The 26,601-nt window shown below is 68.5% G+C and carries 21 protein-coding genes and 1 pseudogene; 15 read left to right on the top strand and 7 right to left on the bottom strand.

All coding sequences use genetic code 11. The features are described 5' to 3' along the window. Positions 1–5 precede the first annotated feature (5 nt). Both nusA and rimP read right to left on the bottom strand, forming a co-directional pair. Complete coding sequence (nusA, locus tag F1193_RS08170) at positions 6–1,682, bottom strand: transcription termination factor NusA (RefSeq protein WP_150097193.1); 1,677 nt, start codon at positions 1,680–1,682, stop codon at positions 6–8. Next, positions 1,682–2,338: a ribosome maturation factor RimP gene (rimP, locus tag F1193_RS08165; protein WP_150097192.1), complete on the bottom strand. Its 657-nt coding sequence runs from the start codon at positions 2,336–2,338 to the stop codon at positions 1,682–1,684. The genes nusA and rimP overlap by 1 nt, the downstream gene beginning before the upstream one ends. A 681-nt stretch (positions 2,339–3,019) precedes the next feature. Between rimP and F1193_RS08160 the strand changes: the two genes are divergently transcribed. Together F1193_RS08160 and F1193_RS08155 are read left to right on the top strand one after the other, a co-directional pair. Continuing rightward, a complete protein-coding gene (locus F1193_RS08160) occupies positions 3,020–3,391 on the top strand; it encodes a septal ring lytic transglycosylase RlpA family protein (RefSeq protein WP_342781794.1) in 372 nt (123 codons plus the stop codon). A 283-nt stretch (positions 3,392–3,674) separates the two neighbouring features. Beyond that, entirely contained in the window at positions 3,675–4,790 is a 1,116-nt protein-coding gene (locus tag F1193_RS08155; protein ID WP_150097190.1) for a putative bifunctional lysylphosphatidylglycerol flippase/synthetase, read from the top strand. 25 nt (positions 4,791–4,815) lie between these two features. Here the strand turns inward: F1193_RS08155 and F1193_RS08150 are convergent, their stop codons facing one another. Then, on the bottom strand, positions 4,816–5,400 hold the full coding sequence (locus F1193_RS08150; protein WP_150097189.1) for a hypothetical protein: 585 nt from the start codon (positions 5,398–5,400) through the stop codon (positions 4,816–4,818). 348 nt (positions 5,401–5,748) lie between these two features. Between F1193_RS08150 and F1193_RS08145 the strand changes: the two genes are divergently transcribed. The 8 genes and pseudogenes from F1193_RS08145 (at position 5,749) to phoB (ending at position 13,818) form a co-directional block, all read left to right on the top strand. Further along, entirely contained in the window at positions 5,749–7,023 is a 1,275-nt protein-coding gene (locus tag F1193_RS08145) for an ATP-binding protein (protein ID WP_246164209.1), read from the top strand. Between the two features lie 139 nt (positions 7,024–7,162). Next, positions 7,163–8,185: a PstS family phosphate ABC transporter substrate-binding protein gene (locus F1193_RS08140; RefSeq protein ID WP_246164208.1), complete on the top strand. Its 1,023-nt coding sequence runs from the start codon at positions 7,163–7,165 to the stop codon at positions 8,183–8,185. 127 nt (positions 8,186–8,312) lie between these two features. Beyond that, the gene (gene pstC, locus F1193_RS08135; RefSeq protein WP_425457221.1) at positions 8,313–9,686 is read left to right on the top strand and encodes a phosphate ABC transporter permease subunit PstC; all 1,374 of its coding nucleotides are present in this window, start codon (positions 8,313–8,315) and stop codon (positions 9,684–9,686) included. Beyond that, positions 9,679–10,176: pseudogene (locus F1193_RS17730) on the top strand (DUF3333 domain-containing protein); the annotation flags it as partial. The gene pstC and the pseudogene F1193_RS17730, both read left to right, overlap by 8 nt. A 21-nt stretch (positions 10,177–10,197) precedes the next feature. Then, positions 10,198–11,505 carry a phosphate ABC transporter permease PstA gene (pstA, locus tag F1193_RS17780; protein WP_425457222.1) on the top strand — a complete coding sequence of 436 codons (1,308 nt, stop codon included), beginning with the start codon at positions 10,198–10,200 and terminating at the stop codon, positions 11,503–11,505. Positions 11,506–11,529: 24 nt separating this feature from the next. After that, a complete protein-coding gene (gene pstB, locus F1193_RS08125) occupies positions 11,530–12,348 on the top strand; it encodes a phosphate ABC transporter ATP-binding protein PstB (protein ID WP_150097184.1) in 819 nt (272 codons plus the stop codon). 16 nt (positions 12,349–12,364) lie between these two features. After that, positions 12,365–13,084, top strand: a complete 720-nt coding sequence (gene phoU / locus F1193_RS08120; protein WP_150097246.1) for a phosphate signaling complex protein PhoU — start codon at positions 12,365–12,367, stop codon at positions 13,082–13,084. A gap of 32 nt (positions 13,085–13,116) precedes the next feature. Then, positions 13,117–13,818 (top strand): phosphate regulon transcriptional regulator PhoB, encoded by a 702-nt coding sequence (phoB, locus tag F1193_RS08115; protein ID WP_150097183.1) that lies wholly within the window; start codon positions 13,117–13,119, stop codon positions 13,816–13,818. A gap of 120 nt (positions 13,819–13,938) precedes the next feature. Here the strand turns inward: phoB and F1193_RS08110 are convergent, their stop codons facing one another. After that, the gene (locus F1193_RS08110; RefSeq protein ID WP_170263466.1) at positions 13,939–14,457 is read right to left on the bottom strand and encodes a GcrA family cell cycle regulator; all 519 of its coding nucleotides are present in this window, start codon (positions 14,455–14,457) and stop codon (positions 13,939–13,941) included. A gap of 391 nt (positions 14,458–14,848) precedes the next feature. Here F1193_RS08110 and F1193_RS08105 point away from each other — a divergent pair, with 391 nt between their 5' ends. The 5 genes from F1193_RS08105 (at position 14,849) to F1193_RS08085 (ending at position 22,546) form a co-directional block, all read left to right on the top strand. Then, positions 14,849–16,072, top strand: coding sequence for an aspartate aminotransferase family protein (locus F1193_RS08105; protein ID WP_342781793.1), 1,224 nt, complete (start codon positions 14,849–14,851; stop codon positions 16,070–16,072). Continuing rightward, complete coding sequence (gene argF, locus F1193_RS08100) at positions 16,069–17,007, top strand: ornithine carbamoyltransferase (protein WP_150097180.1); 939 nt, start codon at positions 16,069–16,071, stop codon at positions 17,005–17,007. Before F1193_RS08105 ends, argF begins: the two co-directional genes overlap by 4 nt. After that, positions 17,004–17,990, top strand: coding sequence for an Hsp33 family molecular chaperone (locus tag F1193_RS08095; RefSeq protein WP_150097179.1), 987 nt, complete (start codon positions 17,004–17,006; stop codon positions 17,988–17,990). The genes argF and F1193_RS08095 overlap by 4 nt, the downstream gene beginning before the upstream one ends. A gap of 103 nt (positions 17,991–18,093) precedes the next feature. Further along, positions 18,094–19,527 (top strand): aldehyde dehydrogenase family protein, encoded by a 1,434-nt coding sequence (locus tag F1193_RS08090; RefSeq protein WP_150097178.1) that lies wholly within the window; start codon positions 18,094–18,096, stop codon positions 19,525–19,527. Positions 19,528–19,867: 340 nt separating this feature from the next. Beyond that, positions 19,868–22,546 carry a bifunctional diguanylate cyclase/phosphodiesterase gene (locus F1193_RS08085; protein WP_170263458.1) on the top strand — a complete coding sequence of 893 codons (2,679 nt, stop codon included), beginning with the start codon at positions 19,868–19,870 and terminating at the stop codon, positions 22,544–22,546. 24 nt (positions 22,547–22,570) lie between these two features. On the opposite strand, the gene F1193_RS08080 is transcribed toward F1193_RS08085, so the two are convergent. The 3 genes from F1193_RS08080 to F1193_RS08070 form a co-directional block, all read right to left on the bottom strand. Next, a complete protein-coding gene (locus tag F1193_RS08080) occupies positions 22,571–23,953 on the bottom strand; it encodes a dipeptidase (protein ID WP_150097176.1) in 1,383 nt (460 codons plus the stop codon). A 309-nt stretch (positions 23,954–24,262) separates the two neighbouring features. Beyond that, a complete protein-coding gene (locus tag F1193_RS08075; RefSeq protein WP_150097175.1) occupies positions 24,263–24,739 on the bottom strand; it encodes an ANTAR domain-containing protein in 477 nt (158 codons plus the stop codon). 171 nt (positions 24,740–24,910) lie between these two features. Continuing rightward, positions 24,911–26,518: a helicase HerA-like domain-containing protein gene (locus F1193_RS08070; RefSeq protein ID WP_150097174.1), complete on the bottom strand. Its 1,608-nt coding sequence runs from the start codon at positions 26,516–26,518 to the stop codon at positions 24,911–24,913. Between the last annotated feature and the right edge of the window lie 83 nt (positions 26,519–26,601).

Here is a 26,601-nt window from a genome sequence, read left to right as displayed (position 1 = left end):
CTCCCTCACGCCTCCGGCGCGTCAGCGCCGGCGCCGGCGCCGGCCTCGGCGCTGGTCTCAGTCTCGGCGCTGGTCTCGGCCTCGGTCTCGTCCCCGTCCGCCGCGTCTTCGGGTTCCGGCTTGACGAGGTCGGCCTCGGTGATCCAGCCGGCCTTCAGACGGGCCTGCATGATCAGCGTCTCGGCGTCCTCGCGCGACAGCTCGAAGCCGTCGAGCGCGCCCGCCGTGTGGACGCTCTCGCCGTCCTGGCGTTCGGTCCAGCCGAGCAGGTCGTCGGTGGCGCAGCCGGCGAGGTCCTCGACCGTCTTGATGCCGGCCTTGCCGAGCGCCACCAGCATCTTGGTGGTGACGCCGGGCACCTCCTTCACCGCATCCTCGACGCCGAGCGCCTGCCGCTCGGTGTCGAACTCGGCCTCGACGCGGGCGAGATAGTCGCGGGCGCGGGTCTGCAGCTCGGCCGCGGTCTCCTCGTCGAAGCCCTCGATGCCGGCCAGTTCCTCGACCGGGACGTAGGCCAGTTCCTCGACCGAGTTGAAGCCTTCGGACGACAGGAGCTGGCCGACCATCTCGTCGACGTCGAGCGCCTCCATGAAGGCCTGGGTGCGGGCGGCGAATTCCTTCTGGCGCCGCTCGGACTCCTCCTGCTCGGTGAGGATGTCGATGTCCCAGCCGGTGAGCTGGGAGGCGAGGCGGACGTTCTGGCCGCGCCGGCCGATGGCCAGCGACAGCTGCTGGTCGGGCACCACCACCTCGATGCGCTCGCGGTCCTCGTCGAGCACCACCTTGACCACCTCGGCCGGGGCCAAGGCGTTGACGATGAAGGTGGCGAAGTCCGGGTTCCAGGGGATGATGTCGACCTTCTCGCCCTGCAGCTCGTTGACCACCGCCTGCACGCGCGAGCCGCGCATGCCGACGCAGGCGCCGACCGGGTCGACCGAGGAATCGCGCGAGGACACCGCGATCTTGGCGCGTGAGCCCGGGTCGCGGGCCACCGCCTTCACCTCGACGATGCCGTCATAGATTTCCGGCACCTCCTGGGCGAACAGCTTGGCCATGAATTGCGGGTGGGTGCGCGACAGGAAGATCTGCGGGCCCCGCGCCTCGCGCCGCACGTCGTAGACGAAGGCGCGCACCCGGTCGCCATTGCGGAACACCTCGCGCGGCAACAGCTCGTCGCGGCGGATGATGCCCTCGCCGCGGCCGAGATCGACGATGACATTGCCGTACTCGACGCGCTTGACCACGCCGTTGACGATCTCGCCGATGCGGTCCTTGAATTCCTGGTACTGGCGGTCGCGCTCGGCCTCGCGCACCTTCTGCACGATCACCTGCTTGGCGGACTGGGCGGCGATGCGGCCATATTCCAGCGGCGGCAGCGTCTCGGCGATGTAGTCGCCGACCTGGGCGGCCGGGTTCTTGCGCCGCGCCTCCTCCACCGCGATCTGCGTGGCGTCGTTCTCGACCTGGTCGACGACCAAGAGGAGGCGCGACAGCCGGAGTTCGCCGGTCTTGGGGTTGATCTCGGCGCGCACCTCGGTCTCGCTGCCGTAGCGCGAGCGGGCGGCCTTTTGGATCGCATCCTCCATCGCCGCGATGACGATCGAGCGGTCGATCACCTTCTCGCGCGCCACGGCGTCGGCGATCTGCAACAACTCCAGCCTATTGGCGCTGACCGTCGCCATCAGTGGGTCTCCTTGCGTTTGAATCGCCCGGGGCCGCGGCGCGGCGCCCGGTCGGCGTCGTTGGAAAGAACGGTCTCGTCAGCCGGCGGTTCATCCGGCTCGTCGGCGCGGCTCCGCCTCAGGGCTTCCGCAATCAGGTCATCGGTCAGCACCAGCCGCGCCTCGCCGATCTCGGCGACCGGCAGCAGCACCTCCACCGGCTCGTCCTCGCGGGCATCGCTGCGCTCCAGCCGCACCGCGTCGTCCTCCAGCCCCTTGACCAGGCCGTGAAAGCGCTTGCGGCCGCGTGCCTGCGGCAGGCGCATCTCGATCTTGGCGACGTGGCCGGCCCAGCGGACGAAATCGCTGCGGCGCACCAGCGGCCGGTCGATACCGGGCGAGGACACCTCCAAATGGTAGGCGCCCTCGATCGGATCGTCGACGTCGAGCGCCGGCGAGATCGCCTGGCTCGCCGCCTCGCAATCGTCGATGGTCATCGTGCCATCGGGCCGCTCGGCCATGATCTGCACGGTCTTGCCGGCGATGCCGCTGATGCGCACGCGCACCAGCCGCAGGCCGATGCCGCCCAGCACCGGCTCGACCACGGCGGCCACGCGCGCGGCCAGCCCCTGCTCAGTGGCGAAACGCGGCTCATCGGCCGCGGCGATCACGCTCATTGCTGCTCCCGCGGGCCGTCATGCCGCAGGTAATAAAAAAGAGCGGGTCCCGGGGTGGGGCCCACTCTCAACTGCGGCCGATCAGGCCCGGATGAGAATCCATAACGGACGAGGCCAATATGCCGGAAACGGTCAGCCGGTGCAAGTTGGCAGTTCACTGCCGCCGCTTCCGCAGCTTCAGCCTGCATCGGCGCGCCGCCCCTCGCCGCGGAGCCGCCCAGGCGCCGCCGCCCTGCTGGCGGTCCGGCAAGATGAGACGGCAGCGCGCCATGCCGCCGAGGCATCAATCGACAAGGACCTCCAGGCCTCGCCGCCCCGCATCCTGAATAGGCCGTAGCGGGATAAGTCTATTGGGGAGGATCCCAGGATCTGCAGCCATGACGCGAGAATCGAAAGGGCGCGGCAGGTTGAATTTCATGAAAAACGATTTTGAATGAATGGAATTATGCATAATAGGTGAAATTTCATAGAGAGCTAAATTATACCATGGTTATGGCCAAGGCATCGAATAATGGTCAAATTCATGTGGATATTGCCCGACCATTCGCTGGTTTGAAACAAAACCGTGGTGATACGTCGAGTATAGGAGAGTAGCTTTTGCTTAGACGAACAGGAGCGTTGCTGAAGGTTTCCAGTATTCTTGCGGCCCTGGCCGCGTCCGGCAGCGTCGTTGCCCCAAGCGTGGCCGCTGCCAGCGTCGAAGGGCGGTTCGCCAGGACGCAGCCGGCCGCAGCCGAGCGTGCGGACGCCGACAGCGGCCGGAAGTCGCGCGGCGGCCAGCGCGGCGTCGCCTCCTACTACTGGCAGAACCAGCGCACCGCCACCGGCGAGCGCTTCAACCCCAATGGCCTCACCGCCGCCCACCGCACCTTGCCGCTCGGCACGGTGGTGCGCGTCACCAATCACCGCAATGGCAACTCGGTCCGTGTCCGCATCAATGATCGCGGGCCCTATGTGCGCGGCCGGGTGATCGATCTGTCGCGTGCCGCGGCCCAGCGCATCGGCATGATTTCGTCGGGCCTCGCCCCGGTCACCGTCCAGGTCGTCGACTGACAGGTCGTCGACTGACCAGAACCCCGGCCGCCGGCCGGGGGGGGCGGCGTGAAATCGCTGAAAGTCCCGCTTCCGAACGAGGAAGTCCGACAAGCCGGTTTCCGGCGGCCAGGGGATGGTCGCCGGGGATCGCATGACGCGCCGGCATCCGATCTCCGGCACCGCGGCCGGCGGGTGCTGCAAAATTGATGTTCTCGACCCGCCGCGGCTCTGCTACCCAGACGGCCGGCTCGTCCGGACGTGGGTGCGGGCAGTATCGCGTGGACCGCAGCGGGGAGAGAGCATGGCCGGCAGTTTGTTGAGTCGCGTCGGCCACCTGCTGCGTACCCGGATCGGCTGGCACCGCCTCGGGCTCATCTTGTCGGTGCTCATTCTCGGTGTCGCCTGCTACGTGCTGTGGAAGATGCTGCACGGCATCAACCTCGCCGAAGTGGGCGAGGCCTTCACCAGCAAGCCGGTGCACGCGCTGCTGCTGGCCGCGCTGTTCGTCGTGCTCGGCTACTTCACGCTCACCTTCTACGATTGGTTCGGCCTGCACACCATCGGCAAGGGTCACATTCCCTATCGAGTGGCGGCGCTGGCCGGCTTCTCCAGCTATTCGATCGGCCACAATGTCGGTGCCACGGTGTTCACCGGCGGCACCGTGCGCTATCGCCTCTATTCGGGCTGGGGCCTGACCGTGCTCGATGTCGCGCGGCTCGCCTTCGTCGCCGGCCTCACCTTCTGGCTCGGCAACATCACGGTGCTGGGCATCGGCATCTTCATCCATCCCGAGGCCGCCTCGGCGGTGGATCAGCTTCCGCCGCTGGCCAATCGCATCATCGCCGTCACCGCGCTGTGCGGGCTGGTGGCCTATGTGATGTGGATCGGCCGCAAGCCGCGCATCTATGGCCGCGGGAGCTGGTACGTCACCTTGCCGGCGCGCGGGCCGACGCTGCTGCAGATCGTCATCGGCGTCGTCGATCTCACCTGCTGCGCGCTGGCGATGTTCGTGCTGATGCCGGCGCACCCCGATGCCGACTTCATCACCGTCGCGGTGGTGTTCATCACCGCAACGCTGCTCGGCTTCGCCAGCCACACGCCCGGCGGCATCGGCGTGTTCGACGCCGCCATGCTGGTGGCCTTCACCAGCGGCAAGTGGGGCGTGCCGGTGTTCGACAAGGAGGAGCTCCTGGCCTCGCTCCTGCTGTTCCGGGTGTTCTATTATCTGATGCCGTTCGCCGTCGCGCTGGTGCTGCTGGCGTCGCGGGAGGTCTGGCTCGGCGGCGTGAGCGGCCTGCGCGACGCCCTGCTGTTCAGGACCAAAGAAGCCAAGGCGTCTTCCGAAGCCGGCCCAGCCTGTCGCGACCCCGGCACGGCCTGCGCCGGCAAGCCGGACGGCACCGCCCCCGGCGCCTGAGCCCCCCGGCCTCAGGCCGGGGGCTTCAGCGCGCCGGCACCGCAGGCCGCGGCGCGCCGGGCTGCGGCATCGGCATGCGCATCACCGGCACGTCGCGCGGCATGCGCAGATCTGCGGGGTTCTGGGCGCCACGCGTCAGGCCGGCGATCTCGAACACCGTCTGGGGCTTGCCGCCGACCACGGCATCGGTGCGCAGCGCGATCCCGTCGGCGGTGATGCAGGAGCGCACCGGCTCCTCCGGGCGGCTGGTCTCGATGCGCCAGATGTCGCAGGGCTCGCCGGCCACCGCGTCGCGCCCTTCGCGCACGCCGGTGCCGATCATCGCGCCATAGCCGACCTGGTCGGCAAGGCTGACCTCCATCGCCATCGGTCCGGCCGGCGTCGACACCACCATGAGGGCTTTCTTGGTCGCCAGGTCGAAATAGCCGGTCATCGGCATCGGTGCGCCCGGCATGGTCATGTCGGTGCGCAGCGTGCCGCCGTGGTGACGGATGGTCATCGTGCCGCCGCCGATGAAGGTGCCGTGGGCGGCGAAGTCCACGCTCGGCAGCGGCAGGGGCTCGCCGGCACGGACCGCCGCCGGCCAGAGCGCGAGCAGGGTGAGGAGCATCTGGCCAACCGGCCTTCGGCCGAACCGCATCGTCGAAACCTCCATGGTATTCCTGTCCCTGACATAGCCGCGTGGCACGCGCGTGGCATACAGGTCCGGTGATTCGCCGCCGCCGGGACGGCCGGCCAAGGACGGCCAAGCCAAGGCAGGGCAAGGACGGCCAAGGAAAGCCAAGCCGTGCGCGGGCCGACCGGCGTTGCGGGCGAACCATGCGTGGTTGCAGGCGAGCCATGGTTGGCGCCGGCCGGCCATGGGGTTATGCACCAGATCGGGCGGATCAACATGCGTTTTCGCGAGCAGTCCGACGCCGCTGACTTGGCCGGCCTGGATCTTCCGGGGCGCCTCGTTGTGGCACGCAGGGTCCTGATCGCCGCGGCGGGCGCGGCGGCGGGCGGTGTCATGATCGGCGGGCTCGATCCCCTGGTCGCCCTCGCCGGCTTCGCCCTGGTGACCGGCGCCGCAGCACTGCCCGACCGCCGCCGCCGGTCGCCGCTGGCCGCGCTTCCGCGCGAGGCGCATTCGCCCACCCAGGATGATCGGCTCGGCCACCTGGTCGCGGCGCTGCCCGAGCCGGCGCTGCTGGTCGACCGGCGCGCCCGGGTGCTGGCCGCCAATTCGCGGGTCGAGGCGACGATCGGCCCGGCGCGCATCGGCGAGCCGCTGACCTTCACGCTCCGGGTTCCGGAGGTGCTGGAGGCGGTGCGGGCGGTGGCCGGCGGCGCCTCGGCCCGCCGCGTCGAGTTCCAAGCCCGCATCCCGGTCGACCGCTGGTATGAGGCCCACGTCGCCCCGGTGCGCTTCTCGGGCACGGAGGCGGTGGCGCCGGGATTGCCCGACGTGGTGCTGGTGCTGCTGCGCGACCTCACCCAGCAGCGCCGGCTGGAGCAGATGCGGGCCGACTTCGTCGCCAATGCCAGCCACGAGCTGCGCACGCCGCTCGCCTCGCTGTCCGGCTTCATCGAGACCATCCAGGGGCCGGCCCGCAACGACGCCGCCGCGCGCGAGCGATTCCTGGCCATCATGGCCGAGCAGGCCAAGCGCATGTCGCGGCTGATCGACGACCTTCTGTCGCTGTCGCGCATCGAGCTCAACCTGCACATCCGGCCCGACACCCGGGTCGACCTCGTGCACGTTGCGCGCGAGGTGATCGACGCGCTCGCGCCGCTTGCGCTCGACCGCGGCATCGAGCTGCGGCTGAACGAGCAGGCCGCCAGCCTGCCGGTGCAGGGCGACCGCGACGAGATGATCCGCGTCTTCGAGAACCTGATCGAGAACGCGCTGAAATATGGCGGCACCGAGCGGGGCATCGACGTCGTCTGCGCCGAGACCGCGCGCGAGGACGGCAGCCGGGAGGCGGTGGTGTCGGTGATCGATTACGGCCTTGGCATCGCGCCCGAGCACCTGCCGCGCCTCACCGAGCGCTTCTACCGCGTGGATGTGCCGAGAAGCCGCGAGCAGGGCGGCACCGGCCTCGGGCTGGCCATCGTCAAGCACATCGTCAACCGCCATCGCGGCCGCCTGTCGATCGCCAGCGAGGCCGGCAAGGGCACGATCTTCGCCGTTCGGATGGACCTGTCGCAGGTTTTGCCGCCGGCTAAAAAGCAAGCGGAGTCAATGCCATGAAGTGTCACATGGCCTTCATGAATGAGTCATACAAGCTTGCCGGCGGACCTGTAGCACTGTCCGTGTCTGAATGAGTCTGCGCCCGTCGCCGCCTGCGCGGCCGTTACCGGGGCCGGATTCGCAACCAAGGAGATTTCTCGTGAAGCTCACGACTATCGCCAGCGCGCTTGCGCTTGTGGCGGCCGGCGCTCTCGTGTCCGGCGCGGCCGAAGCCCGCGACCGCATCCAGGTGGTCGGTTCCTCCACCGTGTTCCCCTTCACCACGGCGGTGGCGGAACGGTTCGGCCAGAAGTTCGGCAAGGCGCCGATCGTCGAGTCGACCGGCACCGGTGGCGGCATGAAGCTGTTCTGCGCCGGCGTCGGCGCCAACACGCCGGATGCCAGCAACGCCTCGCGTCGCATCACCCAGTCCGAGTTCGACACCTGCAAGAAGAACGGCGCCACGCCGATCGAGGTCAAGGTCGGCTTTGACGGCATCGTTCTGGCCAATTCCAAGAAGTCGCGCGAGATCGATATCACGCTGGAGCAGCTCTATCTCGCGCTCGCCGCCGAAATCCCGGGGGCAGACGGCAAGCTGGTGAAGAACCCCAACGAGAAGTGGTCGGACGTCGCTCCCAACCTGCCGAACCAGAAGATCGAGGTGCTCGGCCCGCCGCCGACCTCCGGCACCCGCGATGCCTTCAACGAAATGGCGATGGAAGGCGGCTGCAAGTCCGTGCAGAAGCGTCTCGGCATCAAGATCGACAACAAGCGGTGCATGCAGATCCGTGCCGACGGCGCCTATATCGAAGCCGGCGAGAACGACAACATCATCGTCCAGAAGCTCGATTCCAATCCGAACGCCTTCGGCATCTTTGGCTATTCCTTCCTTGAGGAAAACCAGGACAAGATCCAGGGCGCCAAGGTCAATGGCATCGAGGACTCGGTCGACAACATCGCCTCGGGCAAGTACCCGCTGTCGCGCTCGCTCTATGTCTATATCAAGAAGGAGCACCTCGGCGTGATCCCGGGGCTGCAGGACTTCATCAACGAGTATGTCTCGGAAGCGGCCTTCGGCGAGGACGGCTATCTCGAGAAGAAGGGCCTTGTGCCGCTGCCGAAGGCGGACCGCGAGGCGGTCGCCAAGGCGGCCCGTGCCGCCACCGGCATGGCCGGGCTGTGATCTGACGTGAAACCCGACCGGTCGGGCCGGGTTTCGCATTCCGTCATGCGACGCGAGGGGTCGGCGGCAGACGCCGGTCCCTCGCAGGCCCGAACGGGCGCGGCTCTTTCCTGCGGACCTGAAGCTAATGATGTTCTGGCTGTTCGTGAGCGTCTTCGTGGCCGCGGTCGTCTGCGTCGGCCTCGGCCGCAACCGTGCGCTCGCGGTGGTGAACGGCGAATTCTCCCGGCTGCACTCTCTGCCCTCCTATCATGGCGGCTGGCTGGCCATGACCTGCGCCGGCCCGGCGCTGGCGCTGCTGGTGCTGTGGTCGCTGCTCGCGCCGCGGGTCGAGCGCGCCCTGGTGTTCGACTGGTATGCCGACCGCCTCAGTGGGCTCGGTCCTGCGCAGCTTGAGGGGCTGTGGCGCGACATTCGCGCCGGCGGCGGCGCCCGGGGGCTCCATGATGCGCTGCTCGCGGACGCGGTGCGCAGCTATGCCGATCTTCATGCCGCCGGCATGGCTGTGTTGGCGGTGCTGCTGGCGGTCGTCGCCGTGCTCGGATTTCTCTATGGCTGGCGGAGGATTGCGCCGGCGTTCCGCGCCCGCCACCGGGTCGAGGGCGCGGTCAAGGTGTTCCTGGTCGCCTGCGCCGGCTTCGCCATCCTCATCACCATCGGCATCGTGTTCTCGCTGATCGCCGAATCCCTGCGCTTCTTCACCTATGTCTCGCCGATCGACTTCCTGTTCGGCTTGAGCTGGACGCCGCAGCAGATGGCGTTCCGCGCCGATCAGGTGGGAGGCGAGGCGGCGTTCGGCTTCGTGCCGCTGATCGTCGGCACGCTCTTGATCACCGCCATCGCCATCGCGGTGGCCGCGCCGATCGGCCTTTTGTCGGCGATCTATCTGTCCGACTACGCCTCCAAGCCGGTGCGGGCGATCGGCAAGCCGGTGCTCGAAGTGCTGGCCGGCATTCCCACCGTCGTCTACGGCTTCTTCGCGGCGCTGACGGTGGCCCCGGCGATCCGCGACGCCGGCATGTCGCTGACGCTCGACGTCTCCTCCGAGAGCGCGCTCGCCGCCGGCGTGGTGATGGGCATCATGATCGTGCCGTTCGTCTCCTCGCTGTCGGACGACGTCATCAATGCCGTGCCGCAGTCCCTGCGCGACGGCTCGCTGGCGATGGGCGCCACCAAGTCGGAGACCATCCGCAAGGTGGTGCTGCCGGCGGCGCTGCCGGGCATCGTGTCGTCCCTCATCCTGGCCATCAGCCGCGCCATCGGCGAGACGATGATCGTGGTCATGGCCGCGGGCCTCGCCGCCAATCTCACCCTCAATCCGCTGGAGGCGGTGACCACCGTCACCGTGCAGATCGGCACGCTGCTCACCGGCGACCAGGAGTTCGACAGTCCGAAGACGCTGTCGGCCTTTGCGCTCGGGCTTGCCTTGTTCGTCATCACGCTCACCCTCAATCTGATCGCGCTGCGCGTGGTCAAGCGGTATCGAGAACAGTATGAGTGACGTTGCGCTGCCCGAAGCGGCGACCCCGCTTGATCCGTCGAAAGTCCACCAGACCGAGGCCGCCTTGGTGCGCCTGCGCGCGCGCTATCGCGCCGAGGCCCGCTTCAAGGCCTACGGTCTCACCGCGGTGCTGCTCGCCGTCACCTTCCTGGCGGTGTTCCTGGGCACGATCTTCAGCCAGGGGATTCCGGCCTTCTTCCAGAACTACGCCACGCTGGAATTCGACCTGCGCAAGGACAAGATCGATCCGGAGGGAACCCGCGACCCGCAGGTCATCGGCCGTGCCGACTATGACGGCCTGCTGCGCGACGCCCTCTATGCGCAGTTTCCCGGCGTGACCGGCCGCGCCGACCGGCGCGCGCTGCAGTCGGTGCTGTCGAGCGGCGCCCCGGTGGTGCTGCGCCGGGCCGTGCTCGACAATCCCGATTGGATCGGCACCCGCCAGCGCATCGCCGTGCCGGTCGACGACGTCGCCGACATGTTCTTCAAGGGCGGGATGACGCCGGTCGAGATACGTCCCGGCGTGGGCGAGATCGGGGTTTCGGGCACCACCGGCACGGTGCAGCTCTCCTCCACCGTCAACAATTTCGAGCCGATCATCGCGGAGGTGAAGGCCGAGCTTCGCGCCCTTGCCGCCCGCACGCGGGCCGACCTCGCCGGCAAGGAACGCGTCGCGGCGCGGCTCGAGAGCGACCTGGCCGCGCTTCGTGCCCGCGCGAGCTCGCCCGCCAATGACGCGCGCATTCGCACCGAGACCCGGGCGCTCGATGCGACCCGTGGCGAGATCGCCGATCTGCGCCTCCGGGTCGCGGAGCTCGATGCGCGCGCCGGCGCCGCCGACGAGCGCGAGGCGCTGGAGCGGACCATTCCAAGCTATTTCGTCCGCATCAATGGCGGCGTCATCAAGCTCACCGCGCTGTCCAGCGCCCAGGCCGAGGGCCAGGTGATCCTGCCGCTCGCCTCCGATGCCGTCGCCAAGGCCGGCGCGTGGGAGATTCTGCGCCTGCCGGTGCCGGAGGCCAGCCGCCGCATCGGCGACCGCGAGGTCATCTTCCTGCAGACGATGAAGGAGCGCGGCCTGATCGAACAGAGCATCTCGCGTGAGTTCTTCACCGCCGGCGCCAGCCGCGAGCCCGAGATGGCCGGCGTGTGGGTGGCCATCGTCGGCTCCTTCCTCACGCTGTCGGTGACGCTGCTCCTGGCCTTCCCGATCGGCGTGGCGGCGGCCCTCTATCTGGAGGAGTTCGCGCCCAAGAACCGCTTCACCGAGGTGATCGAGGTCAACATCAACAATCTCGCCGCGGTGCCCTCGATCATCTACGGCCTGCTCGGTCTGGCAGTGTTCCTCAACTTCTTCGACATGCCGCGCTCGGCGCCGGTGGTCGGCGGTCTGGTGCTGGCGCTGATGACGCTGCCGATCGTGATCATCGCCTCGCGCGCCGCCATCCGCGCCGTGCCGCCCTCGATCAAGGAGGCCGCGCTCGGTGTCGGCGCCTCGCACCAGCAGGCGGTGTTCCACCACGTGCTGCCGCTGGCCATGCCGGGCATTCTCACCGGCACCATTCTGGGCATGGCCCACGCTTTGGGCGAGACGGCGCCGCTGCTGATGATCGGCATGGTGGCCTTCGTGGTCGACCTGCCCAAGGGCTTCTCCGATGCCGCGACGCTGCTGCCGGTCCAGATCTTCATGTGGGCCGACTTCCCCGAACTCGCCTTCCAGCAGAAGACCGCCGCCGCGATCATCATCCTGCTGGCGTTCCTGATCTGCATGAATGCGGTCGCCATCGTGCTGCGCAAGCGCTTCGAGCGACGCTGGTGATCCGCAACCTTCCGGAGTATTAGGATGACGACGATGCCGACTGTCGAAACGGTGACTTCCGGTACGGCGCAGCCTCAGCTGGAACGCCCGGCCAAGGTCGTCGCCCGGGGCGTCAACGTCTATTATGGCGACAAGCAGGCGCTCAAGGACGTTTCGCTCGACATCGACGCCCGCTCGGTGACCTCGTTCATCGGTCCGTCCGGCTGCGGCAAGTCGACCTTTCTGCGCTGCATCAACCGGATGAACGACACGATCGCGAGCTGCCGCGTCAGCGGCCGGATCGAGATCGATTCCCAGGATATCTACGATCCGGCGCTTGACGTCGTGCAGCTGCGCGCCCGTGTCGGCATGGTGTTCCAGAAGCCCAACCCGTTCCCCAAATCGATCTTCGAGAATGTCGCCTACGGACCGCGCATCCATGGTCTCGCCCGCACCAAGGCCGAGCTGGAGGAGGCCGTGATCAGCAGCCTGCAGAAGGCCGGGCTGTTCGAGGAGGTCAAGGACCGGCTCGACGAGCCCGGCACCGGCCTGTCCGGCGGCCAGCAGCAGCGCCTGTGCATCGCCCGCGCCATCGCGGTGGCGCCCGAGGTCATCCTGATGGACGAGCCGTGCTCGGCGCTCGATCCGATCGCCACCGCCAAGGTCGAGGAACTGATCGACGAGCTGCGCGAGAACTACACCATCATCATCGTCACCCACTCGATGCAGCAGGCGGCGCGCGTCTCGCAGCGCACGGCCTTCTTCCATCTTGGCGTCTTGGTCGAGGACGGGCTGACGGACAGCATCTTCACCAATCCGAAGGACCGCCGCACCCTCGACTACATCACCGGCCGGTTCGGCTGAGGAGCGAGCGAACATGATCACCGACCACACCGTGCGTGCCTACGACGCCGAGCTCATCGAGTTGCGCCAGCGCATCGCCGAAATGGGCGGCCTCGCCGAGAAGATGCTGTCGGACGCCATGCAGGCCCTGCTGAAGCGCGACACCACGCTGGCCCAGACCGCGATCGTCGCCGACCGCCGGCTGGACCTGCTGCAGCGCGAGGTCGAGGACAGGTCGGTGCTGACCATCGCCAAGCGCCAGCCGATGGCCTCGGACCTGCGCGAGATCATCTCGGCGATGCGGCTGGCCAGCGACATCGAGCGCATCGGCGACCTCGCCAAGAACATCGCCAAGCGCGTTCTGGCGATGAACGGCGAATACCCGCCGCTCAAGGTGGTGTTCGGCGCCGTCAACCTGTCCACGCTGGTGCTGGCGCAGCTCAAGGACGTGCTGGACGCCTATGCGCGGCGCGACCTCGAGCTGGCGACGCAGGTGTGGAAGCGCGACGACGAGGTCGACGCCCTCTACACGTCGCTGTTCCGGGAGCTCCTCACCTACATGATGGAGGATCCCCGCAACATCACCTTCTGCACCCACCTTCTGTTCTGCGCCAAGAACATCGAGCGGATCGGCGACCACGCGACCAACATCGCCGAGACCGCGCACTATCTGATCACCGGGGAACTGCTGCCGGTCGAGCGGCCGAAAGCTGACACGACCACGCTCAATCCCAAGCATGTGGCGGAGGAGACGTGACCCTCGAACACTCTTCGCACGGACCCCGGACGATGAGCACCAAGATCCTCATCGTGGAGGATGAGGAGCCACTGACGCTTCTCCTGCGCTACAATCTCGAAGTCGAAGGTTACGAGGTCGATGCCGTCGCCCGCGGCGACGAGGCCGAGACCCTGCTGCGCGAGCGGCTGCCCGACCTCGTGCTGCTCGACTGGATGCTGCCGGGCTTGTCGGGCATTGAGCTGTGCCGGCGCCTGCGGGCGCGGCCGGAGACGCAGCGCCTGCCGGTGATCATGCTCACCGCCCGCGGCGAGGAATCCGAACGCGTGCGCGGCCTTGCCACCGGCGCCGACGACTACATCACCAAGCCGTTCTCGGTGCCCGAGCTGATCGCCCGCATCCGCGCCTTGCTGCGCCGCGCCAAGCCGGAGCACATCGCCATGCTGCTGCGCTACGGCGATCTTGAGCTCGACCGCGAAACCCGCCGCGTCCATCGCTCCGGCCGCGAGATCCACCTCGGCCCCACCGAATTCCGCCTGCTGGAATTTCTGATGCAGTCGCCCGGCCGCGTCTTCACCCGCGAGCAGCTCCTCGACGGCGTGTGGGGCCACGACGTCTATATCGACGAGCGCACGGTGGACGTCCATGTCGGCCGGCTGCGCAAGGCGATCAATCGCGGCCGCGAGCCGGACCCGATCCGCACGGTGCGCGGCGCCGGCTATTCCTTCAACGAGCTGTTCGCCCGCAATTCGTGACGCGCGCCGGAGCGGGCCCGCCCTCATCGTCCCTGTTCCAGGCGAGGCGCCCGGTCCCCTTCTTCCCTTGCGGGAGAGAGGACGAGGGCGCCGAGCCGATCGGCCGGAATCCGGTTGGCGTCAGCTCGCGCGCCGGTCGCGCCGCCGGTCGGCCACCGGCTGGTAGGCGATGCGCGCGTGGAAGGCGCAATAGGGCAGCCCCGAGATCGCCCGGCCGCCGCAATAGGAGAAGTCGGGCCGGCCCGGCTCGCCGAGCGGCCAGCGGCAGGTGGCCTCGTTCAGTTCGAGGATCGAGCAGCGCTGGCCGATGGGCACCACGTTTTCCACCGGCTCGGCGGCCAGTTCCGTCTCGACCTCTGGAACCTCCTCGGGGGCAACCCGCGGCGCCAGCACCACATTGCCGCGAACGAACCCGTTCTGCCGGGGCGCCGGCGCCGGGGTGCGCTGCTTGCGCGAGCGCGGCGCGGCAGCCGTGGCCGTCTTGGCCCGGCCCGACAGGCCGAGCCGGTGGACCTTTCCGATCACCGCATTGCGGGTGATGCCGCCAAGTTCGGCTGCGATCTGGCTGGCCGAGAGGCCATCCGCCCACAGCTTCTTGAGTTGTTCGATCCGCTCGTCGTTCCACGACATGGTCGTCAGCCTCTCGTCCGGGGTCGCGCCACCCCGCCCTTGGCAGAATCCCTCCCCATGCCGAGCCCATACGGGTTCGGCAAAACGCGCCGCATCACTCAGGGGAACAGCCGCCGCAGACGAGATGTCGTATCAGGCAAAGCAGAGGCTACATATGCGTTGACTCGCCGACAAGAGTCCGCCGGACTCGCGACTCATTTTCCCCAAAAAACGGCCCGCTGAACCGCAATAATCCCGATGAGTGTGGCGCGGTTGACACACGGCCTTTCGGGGGTACTATCAAGCGTGATTGTGCCGCCCCGCGGGGCGGCACGTTTCGTTTGTTGACCTCTTTCTGCCCGTTCCGCCTCGCGCTCCGGCGTCAAGCCCCATCCGGCGCGAGTGTGTCGGAGAGGTGCCCGTGACTGTCGAGCCCGTGACGTCGAACGCCCCGTCCGCCTTGCTGCCGACCTATGCCCGCGCAGACCTTGCCTTCGCCCGCGGCGAAGGCGCGTGGCTGACCGCACTTGATGGGCAGCGATATCTCGATTTCGGCAGCGGCGTTGCGGTCGTCTCGCTCGGGCACGCCCATCCGCATCTCGTGGCCGCGCTCACCGAGCAGGCGGCGCGGCTGTGGCACGTCTCCAATCTCTATCGCATTCCCGAGGGCGAGCGCCTGGCGGCGCGCCTCGCCGCGGCCACCTTCGCCGATCTGGTGTTCTTCACCAATTCCGGCGCCGAGGCGCTGGAGTGCGCCATCAAGACGGCCCGCAAGCATCACGCCAGCGGCGGCCAGCCGGAGCGCTACCGGCTGATCACCTTCGAGGGCGCGTTCCACGGCCGCACGCTGGCGACCATCGCCGCCGGCGGCCAGACGAAATATCTCGAAGGCTTCGGCCCGCCGGTCGACGGTTTCGATCAGGTGCCGTTCGGCGATCTCGACGCGGTGCGCGCGGCGATCGGCCCCGCCACCGCCGGCATCCTGGTCGAGCCGGTCCAGGGCGAGGGCGGCGTGCGGCCGCTGCCGACGCAGACGCTGCGGGCGCTTCGCCAGATCTGCGACGAGGCCGGCCTGCTTCTGGTGCTGGACGAGGTGCAGACCGGCGTCGGCCGCACCGGCCGCCTGTTCGCCCACGAATGGGCCGGCATCACCCCCGACATCATGGCGATCGCCAAGGGCATCGGCGGCGGCTTTCCGATGGGGGCGTGCCTCGCCACCTTTGAGGCCGCCCGCGGCATGACCGCCGGCACCCACGGCTCGACCTTCGGCGGCAATCCGCTGGCCATGGCGGTGGGCAATGCGGTGCTCGATATCGTGCTGGCGGACGGCTTCCTGGAGCGGGTGCGCGAGACCGCGCTGCGGCTCAAGCAGCGCCTCGCCGAGCTGAAGGACCGCCATCCCGCGATCATCGACGAGGTGCGCGGCGAGGGGCTGCTGCTCGGCCTGCGCCCGGCCATCCCCAACACCGCGATGCAGGCCGCGCTTCGCACCGAGAAGCTCCTGACGGTGGCGGCCGGCGACAATGTCGTGCGGCTCCTGCCGCCGCTGATCATCGGCGAGGCCGAGATTGACGCCGCCATCGAGGCGATCGACCGGGCGTGCGTGCGGCTTGCCGCCGCCCCGCAGGCGGGAGCCGCGGCATGAGCAGCAACGGCGCGCCCCGGCATTTCCTCGATCTCGACCAGCTTCCGGCGTCGGAGCTGCGGCGCATTCTCGACCACGGCGTCGAGATGAAGCGCGACCGCGCAAGAGGCGCCCGCGCCAAGGGGCCGTTCGAAGGCCGCATCCTGGCGATGATCTTCGACAAGCCCTCGACCCGCACCCGCGTCTCCTTCGACGTGGCGATGCGCCAGCTCGGCGGCGAGACCATCATGCTCACCGGCGCCGAGATGCAGCTCGGCCGCGGCGAGAGCATCGCCGACACCGCGCGCGTGCTGTCGCGCTATGTCGATGCGATCATGATCCGCACCCTCGACCATGAGGCGGTGATGGAGCTGGCGCACTACGCCACCATCCCGGTCATCAATGGCCTTACCCGCCTGTCGCATCCCTGCCAGGTGATGGCCGACGTCATGACCTTCGAGGAGCGCAAGGGGCCGATCCGCGACCGCACGGTGGCCTGGAGCGGCGACGCCAACAATGTGCTGGCCTCGTGGATCCACGCCGCCGAGCGCTTCGAGTTCTCGCTGCGGGTGGCGACGCCGCCGGAGCTCGCGCCGCGCCCCGCACTGATCGATTTCGTGCGGCGAACCGGCGCCTGCGTCACCTTCGGCGACGATCCCGAGGCGGCGGTGCGCGGCGCCGATTGCGTGCTGACCGACACCTGGGTGTCGATGGGCGACCGCGAGAGCGCCCGCCGCCACAACATGCTGAAATCCTTCCAGGTCAATGCGCAGCTCATGGCGCTGGCCGCCCCCGGCGCGATCTTCATGCACTGCCTGCCGGCCCATCGCGGCGAGGAGGTCACCGACGAGGTGATGGACGGGCCGCAGTCGGCGGTGTTCGACGAGGCCGAGAACCGGCTGCATGCCCAGAAGAGCATCCTGGCCTGGTGTCTCGACGGCGGGACGGCGGCATGAGCGGCGAGGCTCGCGAGCGCCTGCCCGACGACACCGCCGGGCAGGACCTCATCACGCCGTTCCAGGTCGAGACGCTGGATGTCCGCGGCCGCATCGTCACCCTCGGGCCGGCGGTCGACGCCATGATTTCCGGCCACGGCTATCCCGAGCCGGTGTCGCGCGTGCTCGGCGAGGCGGTGGCGCTGGGAGCGCTGCTCGGCGCCTCGCTCAAGTTCGAGGGCCGCTTCATCCTCCAGACCCAGACCGACGGCCCGGTGCGGATGCTGGTGGTCGACTTCGAGAGCCCGGACAAGGTGCGCGCCTGCGCCCGCTTCGACGCCGAGGCCGTGGCGGCGGCGGAGGATGTGCGGCCGGCGGCGCTGCTGGGGCGCGGCCACCTCGCCATGACCATCGACCAGGGACCGGACATGGCCCGCTACCAGGGCGTGGTCGATCTGTCGGGGCAGGGGCTGGAAGCTGCCGCCCACCAGTATTTCGCCCAGTCGGAGCAGATCCCCACCTTCGTGCGGCTGGCGGTTGCCGAGGAGATGACGGCGACCGGCCAGGGCACGCGGCGGAGCTGGCGGGCCGGCGGCCTGCTGGTGCAGTTCATGCCCAAGGACCCGGCGCGGCTGGCGCGGGCCGATCTCGACCCCGGCGATGCGCCGGCGGGCATCGCCCCGCACGAGGTGCAGGAGGATGACGCCTGGGTGGAGGCGCGCACGCTGGCCGCCACCGTCGAGGACCACGAGCTGGTCGATCCCGGCCTGTCGTCGGAGCGGCTGCTGTGGCGGCTGTTCAACGAGCGCGGCGTTCGGGTGTTCGCGCCGCGGCCGGTGACCAATTTCTGTCGCTGCTCGCAGGAGGCCATCCGCGACATGCTGTCCCGCTTCTCGCTGGAGGACCGCGCCCACATGGTCGAGGACGGCAGGATCACAGTGACGTGCGAGTTCTGCTCGACCCGCTATGTCGTCCTGCCCGAGGACATCGGCCTTCCGGGCTGAACCGCCGCCCTCTGGGCCGCGCGCGGGCGAGATCGTCGGCCGCGCGGGATTTCAGCGAGGATTGCGAGCAGGATTTCGCGCAGGTTTTCGGGAAGGACCGGGCATGCTGCACAGGAACTTCATCGCCGGCGATTGGGTCGAGGGCACCGACCTCAACCGCAACATCAACCCGTCCAACCTCGACGACGTGATCGGCGAGTATGCGCGCGCCAGCGCCGCGCAGGTCGAGGCCGCCATCGACTCAGCCTTCACGGCGTTGCCGGCCTGGCGGGCCGCCACCATCGAGCAGCGCTCCGACATCCTCGATCGCATCGGCACCGAGATTCTGGCCCGCAGGGACGAGCTCGGCCGCCTGCTGTCGCGCGAGGAGGGCAAGCCGCTCGCCGATGGCATCGGCGAGGTGGTGCGGGCCGGACGGGTGTTCAAGTTCTTTGCCGGCGAAGCATTGCGGCCGGGCGGCGATCGCATCCCCTCGGTGCGGGCCGGCGTCGATGTCGAGATCACCCGCGAGCCGGAAGGCGTGGTCGGGCTGATCACGCCCTGGAACTTCCCCATCGCCATTCCCGCCTGGAAGATCGCGCCTGCGCTCGCCTTCGGCAACACGGTGGTGCTGAAGCCCGCCGATCTGGTGCCGGGCTCGGCCTGGGCGCTGGCCGAGATCATATCCCGCGCCGGGCTGCCGGCCGGCGTGTTCAATCTGGTGATGGGGGCGGGCCGCGAGGTCGGCAACGCCCTCGTGACGTCGCCCAAGGTGCGGGCGGTGAGCTTCACCGGCTCGGTCGAGGTGGGGCGGACGATCGCGGTGGAGTGCGTCAGCCGCGGCAAGAAGGTGCAGCTCGAAATGGGCGGCAAGAACCCGCTGGTCGTGCTCGACGACGCCGATCTCGACGTGGCGGTGGCGGCCGCCCTCAACGGCGCGTTCTTCCAGTGCGGCCAGCGCTGCACGGCGTCCTCGCGCCTCGTCGTCACCGCCGGCATCCACGACCGCTTCGTTGCGGCGCTGACGGAGAAGACCGCGGCGTTGAAGGTGGGCGATGCGCTGTCCCCCGGCAGCGAGCTTGGGCCGGTGGTGTCGCAAAGCCAGCTTGAGCAGGACCTCGCCTATGTCGAGATCGCGCGCAAAGAGGGCGGGCGCGTGGTCACCGGCGGCGAGCGGCTCAACCGCGACACGCCGGGCTACTACATGTCGCCGGCGCTGATCACTGAGACCGACAACGCCATGCGCATCAATCGCGAGGAGGTGTTCGGGCCGGTGGCCTCGGTGATCCGCGTCAAGGATTACGAGGAGGCGGTCGCGGTCGCCAACGACACCGAGTTCGGCCTGTCGTCGGGCATCTGCACCACCTCGCTGAAATACGCCGCCGACTTCAAGAAGCGCTCGGCGGCCGGCATGGTGCTGGTCAATCTGCCGACCGCCGGCATCGACTATCACGCGCCGTTCGGTGGCCGGAAGGGCTCCTCCTACGGCCCGCGCGAGCAGGGCACCTATGCGCGCGAGTTCTACACCGCGGTCAAGGTGGCCTACACGCTGGCCTGAACCGGTTGCCGGCGGATCAAGCCGCAGACCGTGCGAATTCCGTCCGAAGCGACATCCGTGGCCATCCCACGGGGACAGCTTGGACATGAACAACCGCACCCCATCCTTGGTTGCAGAAAATTCACCCTCTCGGCAATGTCCTCCCCCGGCCGGGCGACCGTTAGCGCCGATTAAAACGTTACGGTGCAGGCTGCTGATGCGGACACGCAATGGGCGAGCCGGCGCAACCGGCCGCCGGGGAGGCATTCCGAATGTGCGCAATGTCGGATTGGCGGCCTGAGCCGGCATGGATGCCGGCGGCCGGCAGGACGTTGCCCGTCTGCGACCGGGCGAGGGCGACGTGACTCTGTCGGTTCTGAACCGCTTCTCGGTGCGCAGTATCTTGAGCGTCGCCGCGGCGTTCCTGCTCGCCTGCTTCGTCGGCGTCGGGATGGCGACCTGGCAGTTCCGGGCCGACGACATCGAGGACAGCACCATCCAGGTCCGCAACCTCGCCATCGTGCTGTCCGGCCAGCTCGAACGCTCGATCGAGGCGATCGACATCACGCTGCTCGATCTGATGGAGTTCATCGCGCTGGCCGGCGTGCGGGATCAGCGCGGTCTTGCCGACCTCGTCACCGGCGACCGCTTCCAGAACCTGCTGCGCGAGCGCGTCGAGCGACTGCCGCAGGCCTATGGCGCCTCGGTCTATGGCGCCGACGGCAGGAACCTCGTCACCACGTTTCCCGACATCAAGTGGGTCATCGACGTTTCCGACCGCGACTATTTTCGCGAGCTGAAGAGCGATGCCGCGCGCGGCCTCTACATCTCGCAGCCTCTGACCAACCGTATGACCGGCGTGAGCAACATCGCGTTTGCGCGCCGCATCACCGACGCCGCCGGCGCGTTCGCCGGTGTCGTGCTGATCACCGTCACCGTCGACTATTTCGAGACCATCTATGCGCCGATCAAGTCGCTCAGCGACATGCGGCTCACGCTGGTGCGGCGCGACGGCACGGTGATGCTGCGCTATCCCGATCTGGCGAACGCCACCACCGGCGCCATGATCCCGGCGTCCTCGCCCTGGTACGTGCTGGTGGCCAAGGGTGGCGGCGAGTTCCGTTCGCCGGGCTATTTCGACGGCGTGGCGCGCTGGTTCTCGGTGCGGCCGCTGCAGACCTATCCGCTGGTGCTCAATGTCGGCGTCTCGGAGCGCGAGATGCTGGCCCGCTGGTATCGCCGCGCCGTTGCGATCGCAGTCGGCGCGGCACTGCTGTTGTCGGCGGCGACCGTTCTGCTGTCGGCCGTGCTGGGGCAGTTCCAGCGGCTGCGCCGTTCCGAGCGCAAGCTGCGCGACAAGAGCCGGGCGCTCGCGGTGTCGAACATCCGCTTCGATTCGGCGCTCAACAACATTTCGCAGGGCCTGTGCATGTTCGACGTCGACGAGCGCATCGTCGTGTCGAACGCCCGTTTCGCCGAAATCTACGGGCTGTCGCCGGACGAGGCCGCGCCCGGCACCTCGCTCGTCGCGATATTCGACAGCCGCATCCGCAACGGCACGCATGCCGGCGAGCCGCCGCGCAACTATTTTTCCGATCTCGCCGCGAGCCCCTCCGAGGTGCAGCTTCTGCCGGACGGGCGTGCCATCCACATTCGCTGCCAGCGCATGGCCGACGGCGGCTGGATGACCACCCACGAGGACATCACCGATCGCCACCGCAGCGAAACCCAGATCGCCTATATGGCGCGCCACGATCTCCTGACCGGCCTGTTCAACCGCGCCGCCTTCTCCGAGAAGATCGAGGAGGCGGCCGCGCGGCAGCGGCGGTTCGGCGAGACCTTCACGGTGCTGCTGCTCGATCTCGACCGCTTCAAGCAGGTCAACGACACGCTCGGCCATCTGGCCGGCGACCTGCTGCTGAAGCAGACCGCCGAGCGGCTGAAGGCGGCGTTGCGCGAGACCGACGTGCTTGCCCGCTTCGGCGGCGACGAATTCGCCATCATCCAGATCGGCGCCGACAATCAGCTCGAAGCGGCGACCGCGTTCAGCGATCGGCTGCTTGCCTGCCTCGCCGCGCCCTATGATCTCGGCGGACAGGAGGTGACGGTCAGCGTCAGCATCGGCATCGCCTTGGCGCCCGAGCACGGCGTCGAGGCCGACAAGCTGATCCGCAATGCCGATCTGGCGATGTACCGGGTCAAGGGCGAAGGCCGCAATGGCTACAGCGTCTATGACGACGGGCTGATGGAAGTGGCCGATGCCCGCCAGCGGCTGGACAGCGAGCTGCGCCACGCCATCGCCAATGGCGAGTTCGAGCTGCACTATCAGGCGATCGTCGACGCCCACACGCGCCGCGTCTGCGGCGCCGAGGCGCTGGTGCGCTGGCGCCACCCCCGCCGCGGACTGGTGCCGCCGCTCGAATTCATTCCGTTTGCCGAGGAGTCGGACCTGATCGACCAGATCGGCCAATGGGTGCTGCGCCGCGCCTGCATCGAGGCGGCGGCCTGGCCGGACGACACGGTGGTGGCGGTCAATCTGTCGCCGGCCCAGTTTCGCCGCGCCAATCCGGTGGCGATGATCCGGCAGGCTCTGGCGGACTCCGGCCTTCCCGCCCGCCGGCTTGAAATCGAGATCACCGAGAATGTGTTCCTCACCGGCGCCGAGGACAATATCGCCATCGTCCGGCAGATGAAGGAGCTCGGCGTCTCGATCTCCCTCGACGATTTCGGCACCGGCTACTCCTCGCTGAGCTATCTGACCACCTTCCCGTTCGACACGGTGAAGATCGACCGCTCCTTCACCATGAACATGACCAAGCGCGCCGATTGCGCGGCGGTGATTGCCTCGGTCATCACCTTGACCCGCTGCCTGGGCGTGGCGACCATCGCCGAAGGCGTCGAGAACCACGCCCAGCTCGAACTGTTGCGCGGTGCCGGGGTTGATTTCTGCCAGGGCTATCTGTTCGGACGTCCGGCGCCGGCCGCCGACCTCGACTTTTCGCGCCCGGCCGTGATGAAGCAGGCGGGCGCCGCCGCGTGAACGCGGACCGGGCGAGGCGGAACCTTACTGCGCCAGCGCGTGCAGGATGCGCACCCACGAGCGGATGCCCTTGTGGAAGGACGTCAGGTCGTACTTCTCATTGGGGGAATGGACGCGGTCGTCCTCCAGCGCGAAGCCGATCATCAGCGAATCGAGCCCCAGCACCCGCTTGAAATCGCCGATGATCGGGATCGATCCGCCCGAGCCGATGCGCACCGCCGGCTTGCCCCATTCGTCGGCCAATGCCGCGCGCGCACACTCAAGCCGGGGGTGGTCGAACGGCACGCTGACGGCCGGCGAGCCCTTGTGCGAGATGAACTCGACGCGGCAATCCTCCGGCAGGCGGGCGCGCACGAAGGCGTGGAACGCCTCGCGCACCTTGGCCGGATCCTGCGCGCCGACCAGCCGGAACGACACTTTCGCCGAGGCCTCGGCGGGGATGACCGTCTTGGTGCCCTCGCCGGTATAGCCGCCCCAGATGCCGTTGACGTCGCAGGACGGCCGGGTGGAAATCTGCTCGATCAAGAGCCGGTCGCGCTCGCCGGCCGGAACCTTGAGCCCGACCTGGCCGAGGAAGCCTTCCGGCGACAGGTTCAGCCGCGCATATTCGTCGCGCAGGTCGGCCGGCAGCTCCGCGACCCCGTCATAGAAGCCTGGAAGGGTGATGCGGCCGGTCTCGTCGTGCAGGTCGGCGAGGATGCGCGACAGCACGTGGATGGGATTGCGCGCAGCCCCGCCGAACAGGCCGGAATGCAGGTCGCGGTCGGCGCAGCGGACGCGCACCTCCTCATAGACCAGGCCGCGCAGCGACAGCGTGATGGCCGGCGTCGCCCGGTCCCACATGCCGGTGTCGCACACCAGCGCGACGTCGGCGGCGAGTTCCTCGCGATGGGCCTCGACGAAGGCGGGCAGGTGCTTGGAGCCCATCTCCTCCTCGCCCTCGATCAGCACCGTGACGCCGATGGGCAGCGTGCCGGTGGCGATCTTGTAGGCGCGGCAGGCCTCGATGAAGGTCATGATCTGACCCTTGTCGTCGCTGGCGCCGCGGGCGACGATGTGCTGGGTGCCGGTCTTGCCGGTGGTGATGCGCGGCTCGAACGGCGCGGTCTCCCACAGCGACAGCGGATCGACCGGCTGCACGTCGTAATGGCCGTAGAACAGCACGCGGTGGCGGCTGCCGTCGTGGTGCCTGCCGACCACCGCCGGATGTCCGCCGGTCTCGCGCACGCTCGCCTCGAAGCCGAGGTCCGTAAGGTCGGACGCGATCCAGTCGGCGGCGCGGCGGCATTCGGCGGCGTGCAGCGGGTCGGTCGAGATCGAGGCGATTCGCAGGAGCGCGAACAGGCGCTCCAGGCTGCGGTCGAGCTCGCAGTCGACGGCGTCGAGGATTCGGTTCAGCTCCGGCATCAGGCGGCTCCGGTCATGTCGTCCGACCCTATACCGAATTTTGCGGACCACGTCATATTGTGCAGCCCGGCGGCGGCTCCGCTCGCAAATCATTGAAGCGGGTGATGCGAAAATCCGGCCGCGTGGGCCGGATGTCGGATCCTTCGGTCTCCGGTCGATCCTCTCGGGATGCCGGATTTCGCATCATGCCAACGGCCCCAACCGCTGGCGCGTGGGGTCGTGGACTCTTGCGAATTTTCTTTAAGGAAATCAACGATTTCACGAAAATCCGCAAGCGGGACCAACGGTCGGCCATCGCCGCCGTTGGTATCATTCCTTGGCTTCGGCCGCGGCCGGCAGCATCACCGGGCCGCCGGGGAAGCCGACCGGCGGGCGTGTGCGCTCCTGCCGGCGCGCCCGCTGCATCAGCGAGCCGATCCGCCGGTAGAGCGTACGCGCCACCAGCGGCAGCGCCACTACGGCGTCGTAGCCGGCGGCATTGGCGGCGCGGATGTCGCCGCGCACCGGGTCGGCGAGCAGGAGGATGCTCGGTGCGTTGAGATCGCGTCCCGGCGCCGCCGGAAACTGGCGCAGCTGGCCGGGAGGCGGCTCGCCCTCGGACTCGCCGACGCAGGTTACGACGGCGACGTCGACCCGCGCGCCGGCGAAGGTCTCGCTGGCTTCTTCAAGGGTTCCGACCTCGGTGATCCGCTGGATTCCGAGCAAGCGTAACGCTTCGCCGGTATCGTGCCGGGTCTGGGGGTCGGGGTCGACCACGAGCACGTGGGCGGAGAGGATCAGTTTCATCGTCGAGTCAGTTTCGTCTCGGGGCGCCCAAGGCAAGCTCGCCATTCGGCCCGTCCCGGAGGTACGGTCGCCGCGCGAAAAGCCGCGACCCATTCATACCCAGCCGGGAGGTTGTGCGCAACTGTTATGCTTGCGCCGCAATTAGGCACCCTTAACGGTAAACGCGCCGCGTTAACGGCGCATGCCGCCCAGCACGCCCCGCAGGATGGCCTTGCCCAATTGGGTGCCGACCTGGCTGGCCACCGAACGGGCCACCTGCTTGGCTACAACTTCCGTAACGCTGGCGCGGCCCGATGGGCGGCCACCGCGCGGTCCTGGCGTACCGCTGCCGAAGATGCTGTCGAGAATGCCGCCCAGTCCCCCGCCGCCGGCGGGCGGTGCCTCGGCCGGCTGTTGCGGGGCCGGCTGGCGCCCCCAAGGACCGGAGGGCGCGCCGGCGGGGCCGCCATTGCGCTCCGTCGCGCGCTCGCCGGCGCGCTCCTTCAGCACCTCATAGGCGGATTCTGACTCGATCGCCGTGTCGTACTTGCCGCTCAGCGGGCTGCGGCCGAGGATTGCCGCCCGCTGCTGCGGCGTGATCGGGCCGATGCGCCCGGCCGGCGGCCGGACCAGCGTGCGCTGCACCATGGAGGGCACGCCATTGCCCTCCAGCATCGACACCAGCGCCTCGCCCTTGCCCATCTCCATGATCACCTGGGCGGTGTCGAGCCTGGGATTGGGGCGGAAGGTCTCGGCGGCGGTGCGCACCGCCTTCTGCTCGCGCGGGGTGAAGGCGCGCAGTGCGTGCTGCACCCGGTTGCCGAGCTGGGCCAGCACGCTCTCGGGCACGTCGAGCGGGTTCTGGGTGACGAAATAGACGCCGACGCCCTTGGAGCGGATCAGCCGCACCACCTGCTCGATCTTGTCGAGCAGCGCCTTGGGCGCATCGTCGAACAACAGGTGCGCCTCGTCGAAAAAGAACACCAGCTTCGGCGCATCGAGGTCGCCGACCTCCGGCAGTTCCTCGAACAGTTCCGACAGGAGCCACAAGAGGAAGGTGGCGTAGAGCCGCGGCGAGTTCATCAGCCTGTCGGCGGCGAGCAGGTTGATCATGCCGCGGCCATCGCGGTCCTTGCGGATGAGATCCTTGATGTTGAGCGCTGGCTCGCCGAAAAACTTGGCGCCGCCCTGGTTCTCCAGCACCAGGAGCTGGCGCTGGATGGCGCCGATGCTCTGCTTGGTGACGTTGCCGTATTCGGTGGTGAGCTCACCCGCCCGCTCGGCGATGTGGCCGAGCAGCGCGCGCAGATCCTTGAGGTCGAGCAGCAAGAGCCCGTCGTCGTCGGCGACCTTGAAGGCGATGTTGAGCACGCCTTCCTGGGTGTCGTTGAGGTCCATCAGCCGCGCCAGCAGCAGCGGGCCGACCTCCGAGATGGTGGCGCGGATCGGGTGGCCCTGTTCGCCGAACAGATCCCAGAACGTCACCGGAAATTCATCCGGCTGGTAACCGTTATCGAGGCCGACCGCCGTGGCGCGCTCGACCAGGAAATCCTTCGGCTCGCCCTGTGCTGCGATGCCGGAGAGGTCGCCCTTGATGTCGGCGGCGAACACCGCGGTGCCGGCGCGGGAGAAGCCTTCGGCCAGCACCTGCAGCGACACCGTCTTGCCGGTGCCGGTGGCGCCGGTGACGAGGCCATGACGGTTGCCGAACCTCAGCGTCAGATATTGGTCGGCCGCCTTGTCGCCCTTTGCCGGCACGCTCCGGCCGATGAAGATCCTGTCCTCGGTGTCGCCGGCCATACCGTCCCCCTCGCTGTCCGCACACAACATATAGGCGCGCCGGCCGCAGGTTTCCAAGCGCCCCCAAGGACAGGAAGGATGGT

The sequence above is a fragment of the Blastochloris sulfoviridis genome (genome assembly GCF_008630065.1).
Lineage (GTDB): Bacteria > Pseudomonadota > Alphaproteobacteria > Rhizobiales > Xanthobacteraceae > Blastochloris > Blastochloris sulfoviridis.
The sequence above is the reverse complement of the archived record's forward strand: the minus strand, read 5'-3'. Positions and strand labels throughout refer to the sequence as shown.

Excerpts from the sequence above, each read along its gene's own strand:
- nusA (WP_150097193.1), bottom strand. The coding sequence starts at position 1,682 with ATGGCGACGGTCAGCGCCAATAGGCTGGAGTTGTTGCAGATCGCCGAC.
- rimP (WP_150097192.1), bottom strand. The coding sequence starts at position 2,338 with ATGAGCGTGATCGCCGCGGCCGATGAGCCGCGTTTCGCCACTGAGCAG.
- F1193_RS08155 (WP_150097190.1), top strand. The coding sequence starts at position 3,675 with ATGGCCGGCAGTTTGTTGAGTCGCGTCGGCCACCTGCTGCGTACCCGG.
- F1193_RS08150 (WP_150097189.1), bottom strand. The coding sequence starts at position 5,400 with ATGCTCCTCACCCTGCTCGCGCTCTGGCCGGCGGCGGTCCGTGCCGGC.
- pstC (WP_425457221.1), top strand. The coding sequence starts at position 8,313 with ATGATGTTCTGGCTGTTCGTGAGCGTCTTCGTGGCCGCGGTCGTCTGC.
- pstB (WP_150097184.1), top strand. The coding sequence starts at position 11,530 with ATGACGACGATGCCGACTGTCGAAACGGTGACTTCCGGTACGGCGCAG.
- phoB (WP_150097183.1), top strand. The coding sequence starts at position 13,117 with ATGAGCACCAAGATCCTCATCGTGGAGGATGAGGAGCCACTGACGCTT.
- argF (WP_150097180.1), top strand. The coding sequence starts at position 16,069 with ATGAGCAGCAACGGCGCGCCCCGGCATTTCCTCGATCTCGACCAGCTT.
- F1193_RS08095 (WP_150097179.1), top strand. The coding sequence starts at position 17,004 with ATGAGCGGCGAGGCTCGCGAGCGCCTGCCCGACGACACCGCCGGGCAG.
- F1193_RS08090 (WP_150097178.1), top strand. The coding sequence starts at position 18,094 with ATGCTGCACAGGAACTTCATCGCCGGCGATTGGGTCGAGGGCACCGAC.
- F1193_RS08080 (WP_150097176.1), bottom strand. The coding sequence starts at position 23,953 with ATGCCGGAGCTGAACCGAATCCTCGACGCCGTCGACTGCGAGCTCGAC.
- F1193_RS08075 (WP_150097175.1), bottom strand. The coding sequence starts at position 24,739 with ATGAAACTGATCCTCTCCGCCCACGTGCTCGTGGTCGACCCCGACCCC.
- F1193_RS08070 (WP_150097174.1), bottom strand. The coding sequence starts at position 26,518 with ATGGCCGGCGACACCGAGGACAGGATCTTCATCGGCCGGAGCGTGCCG.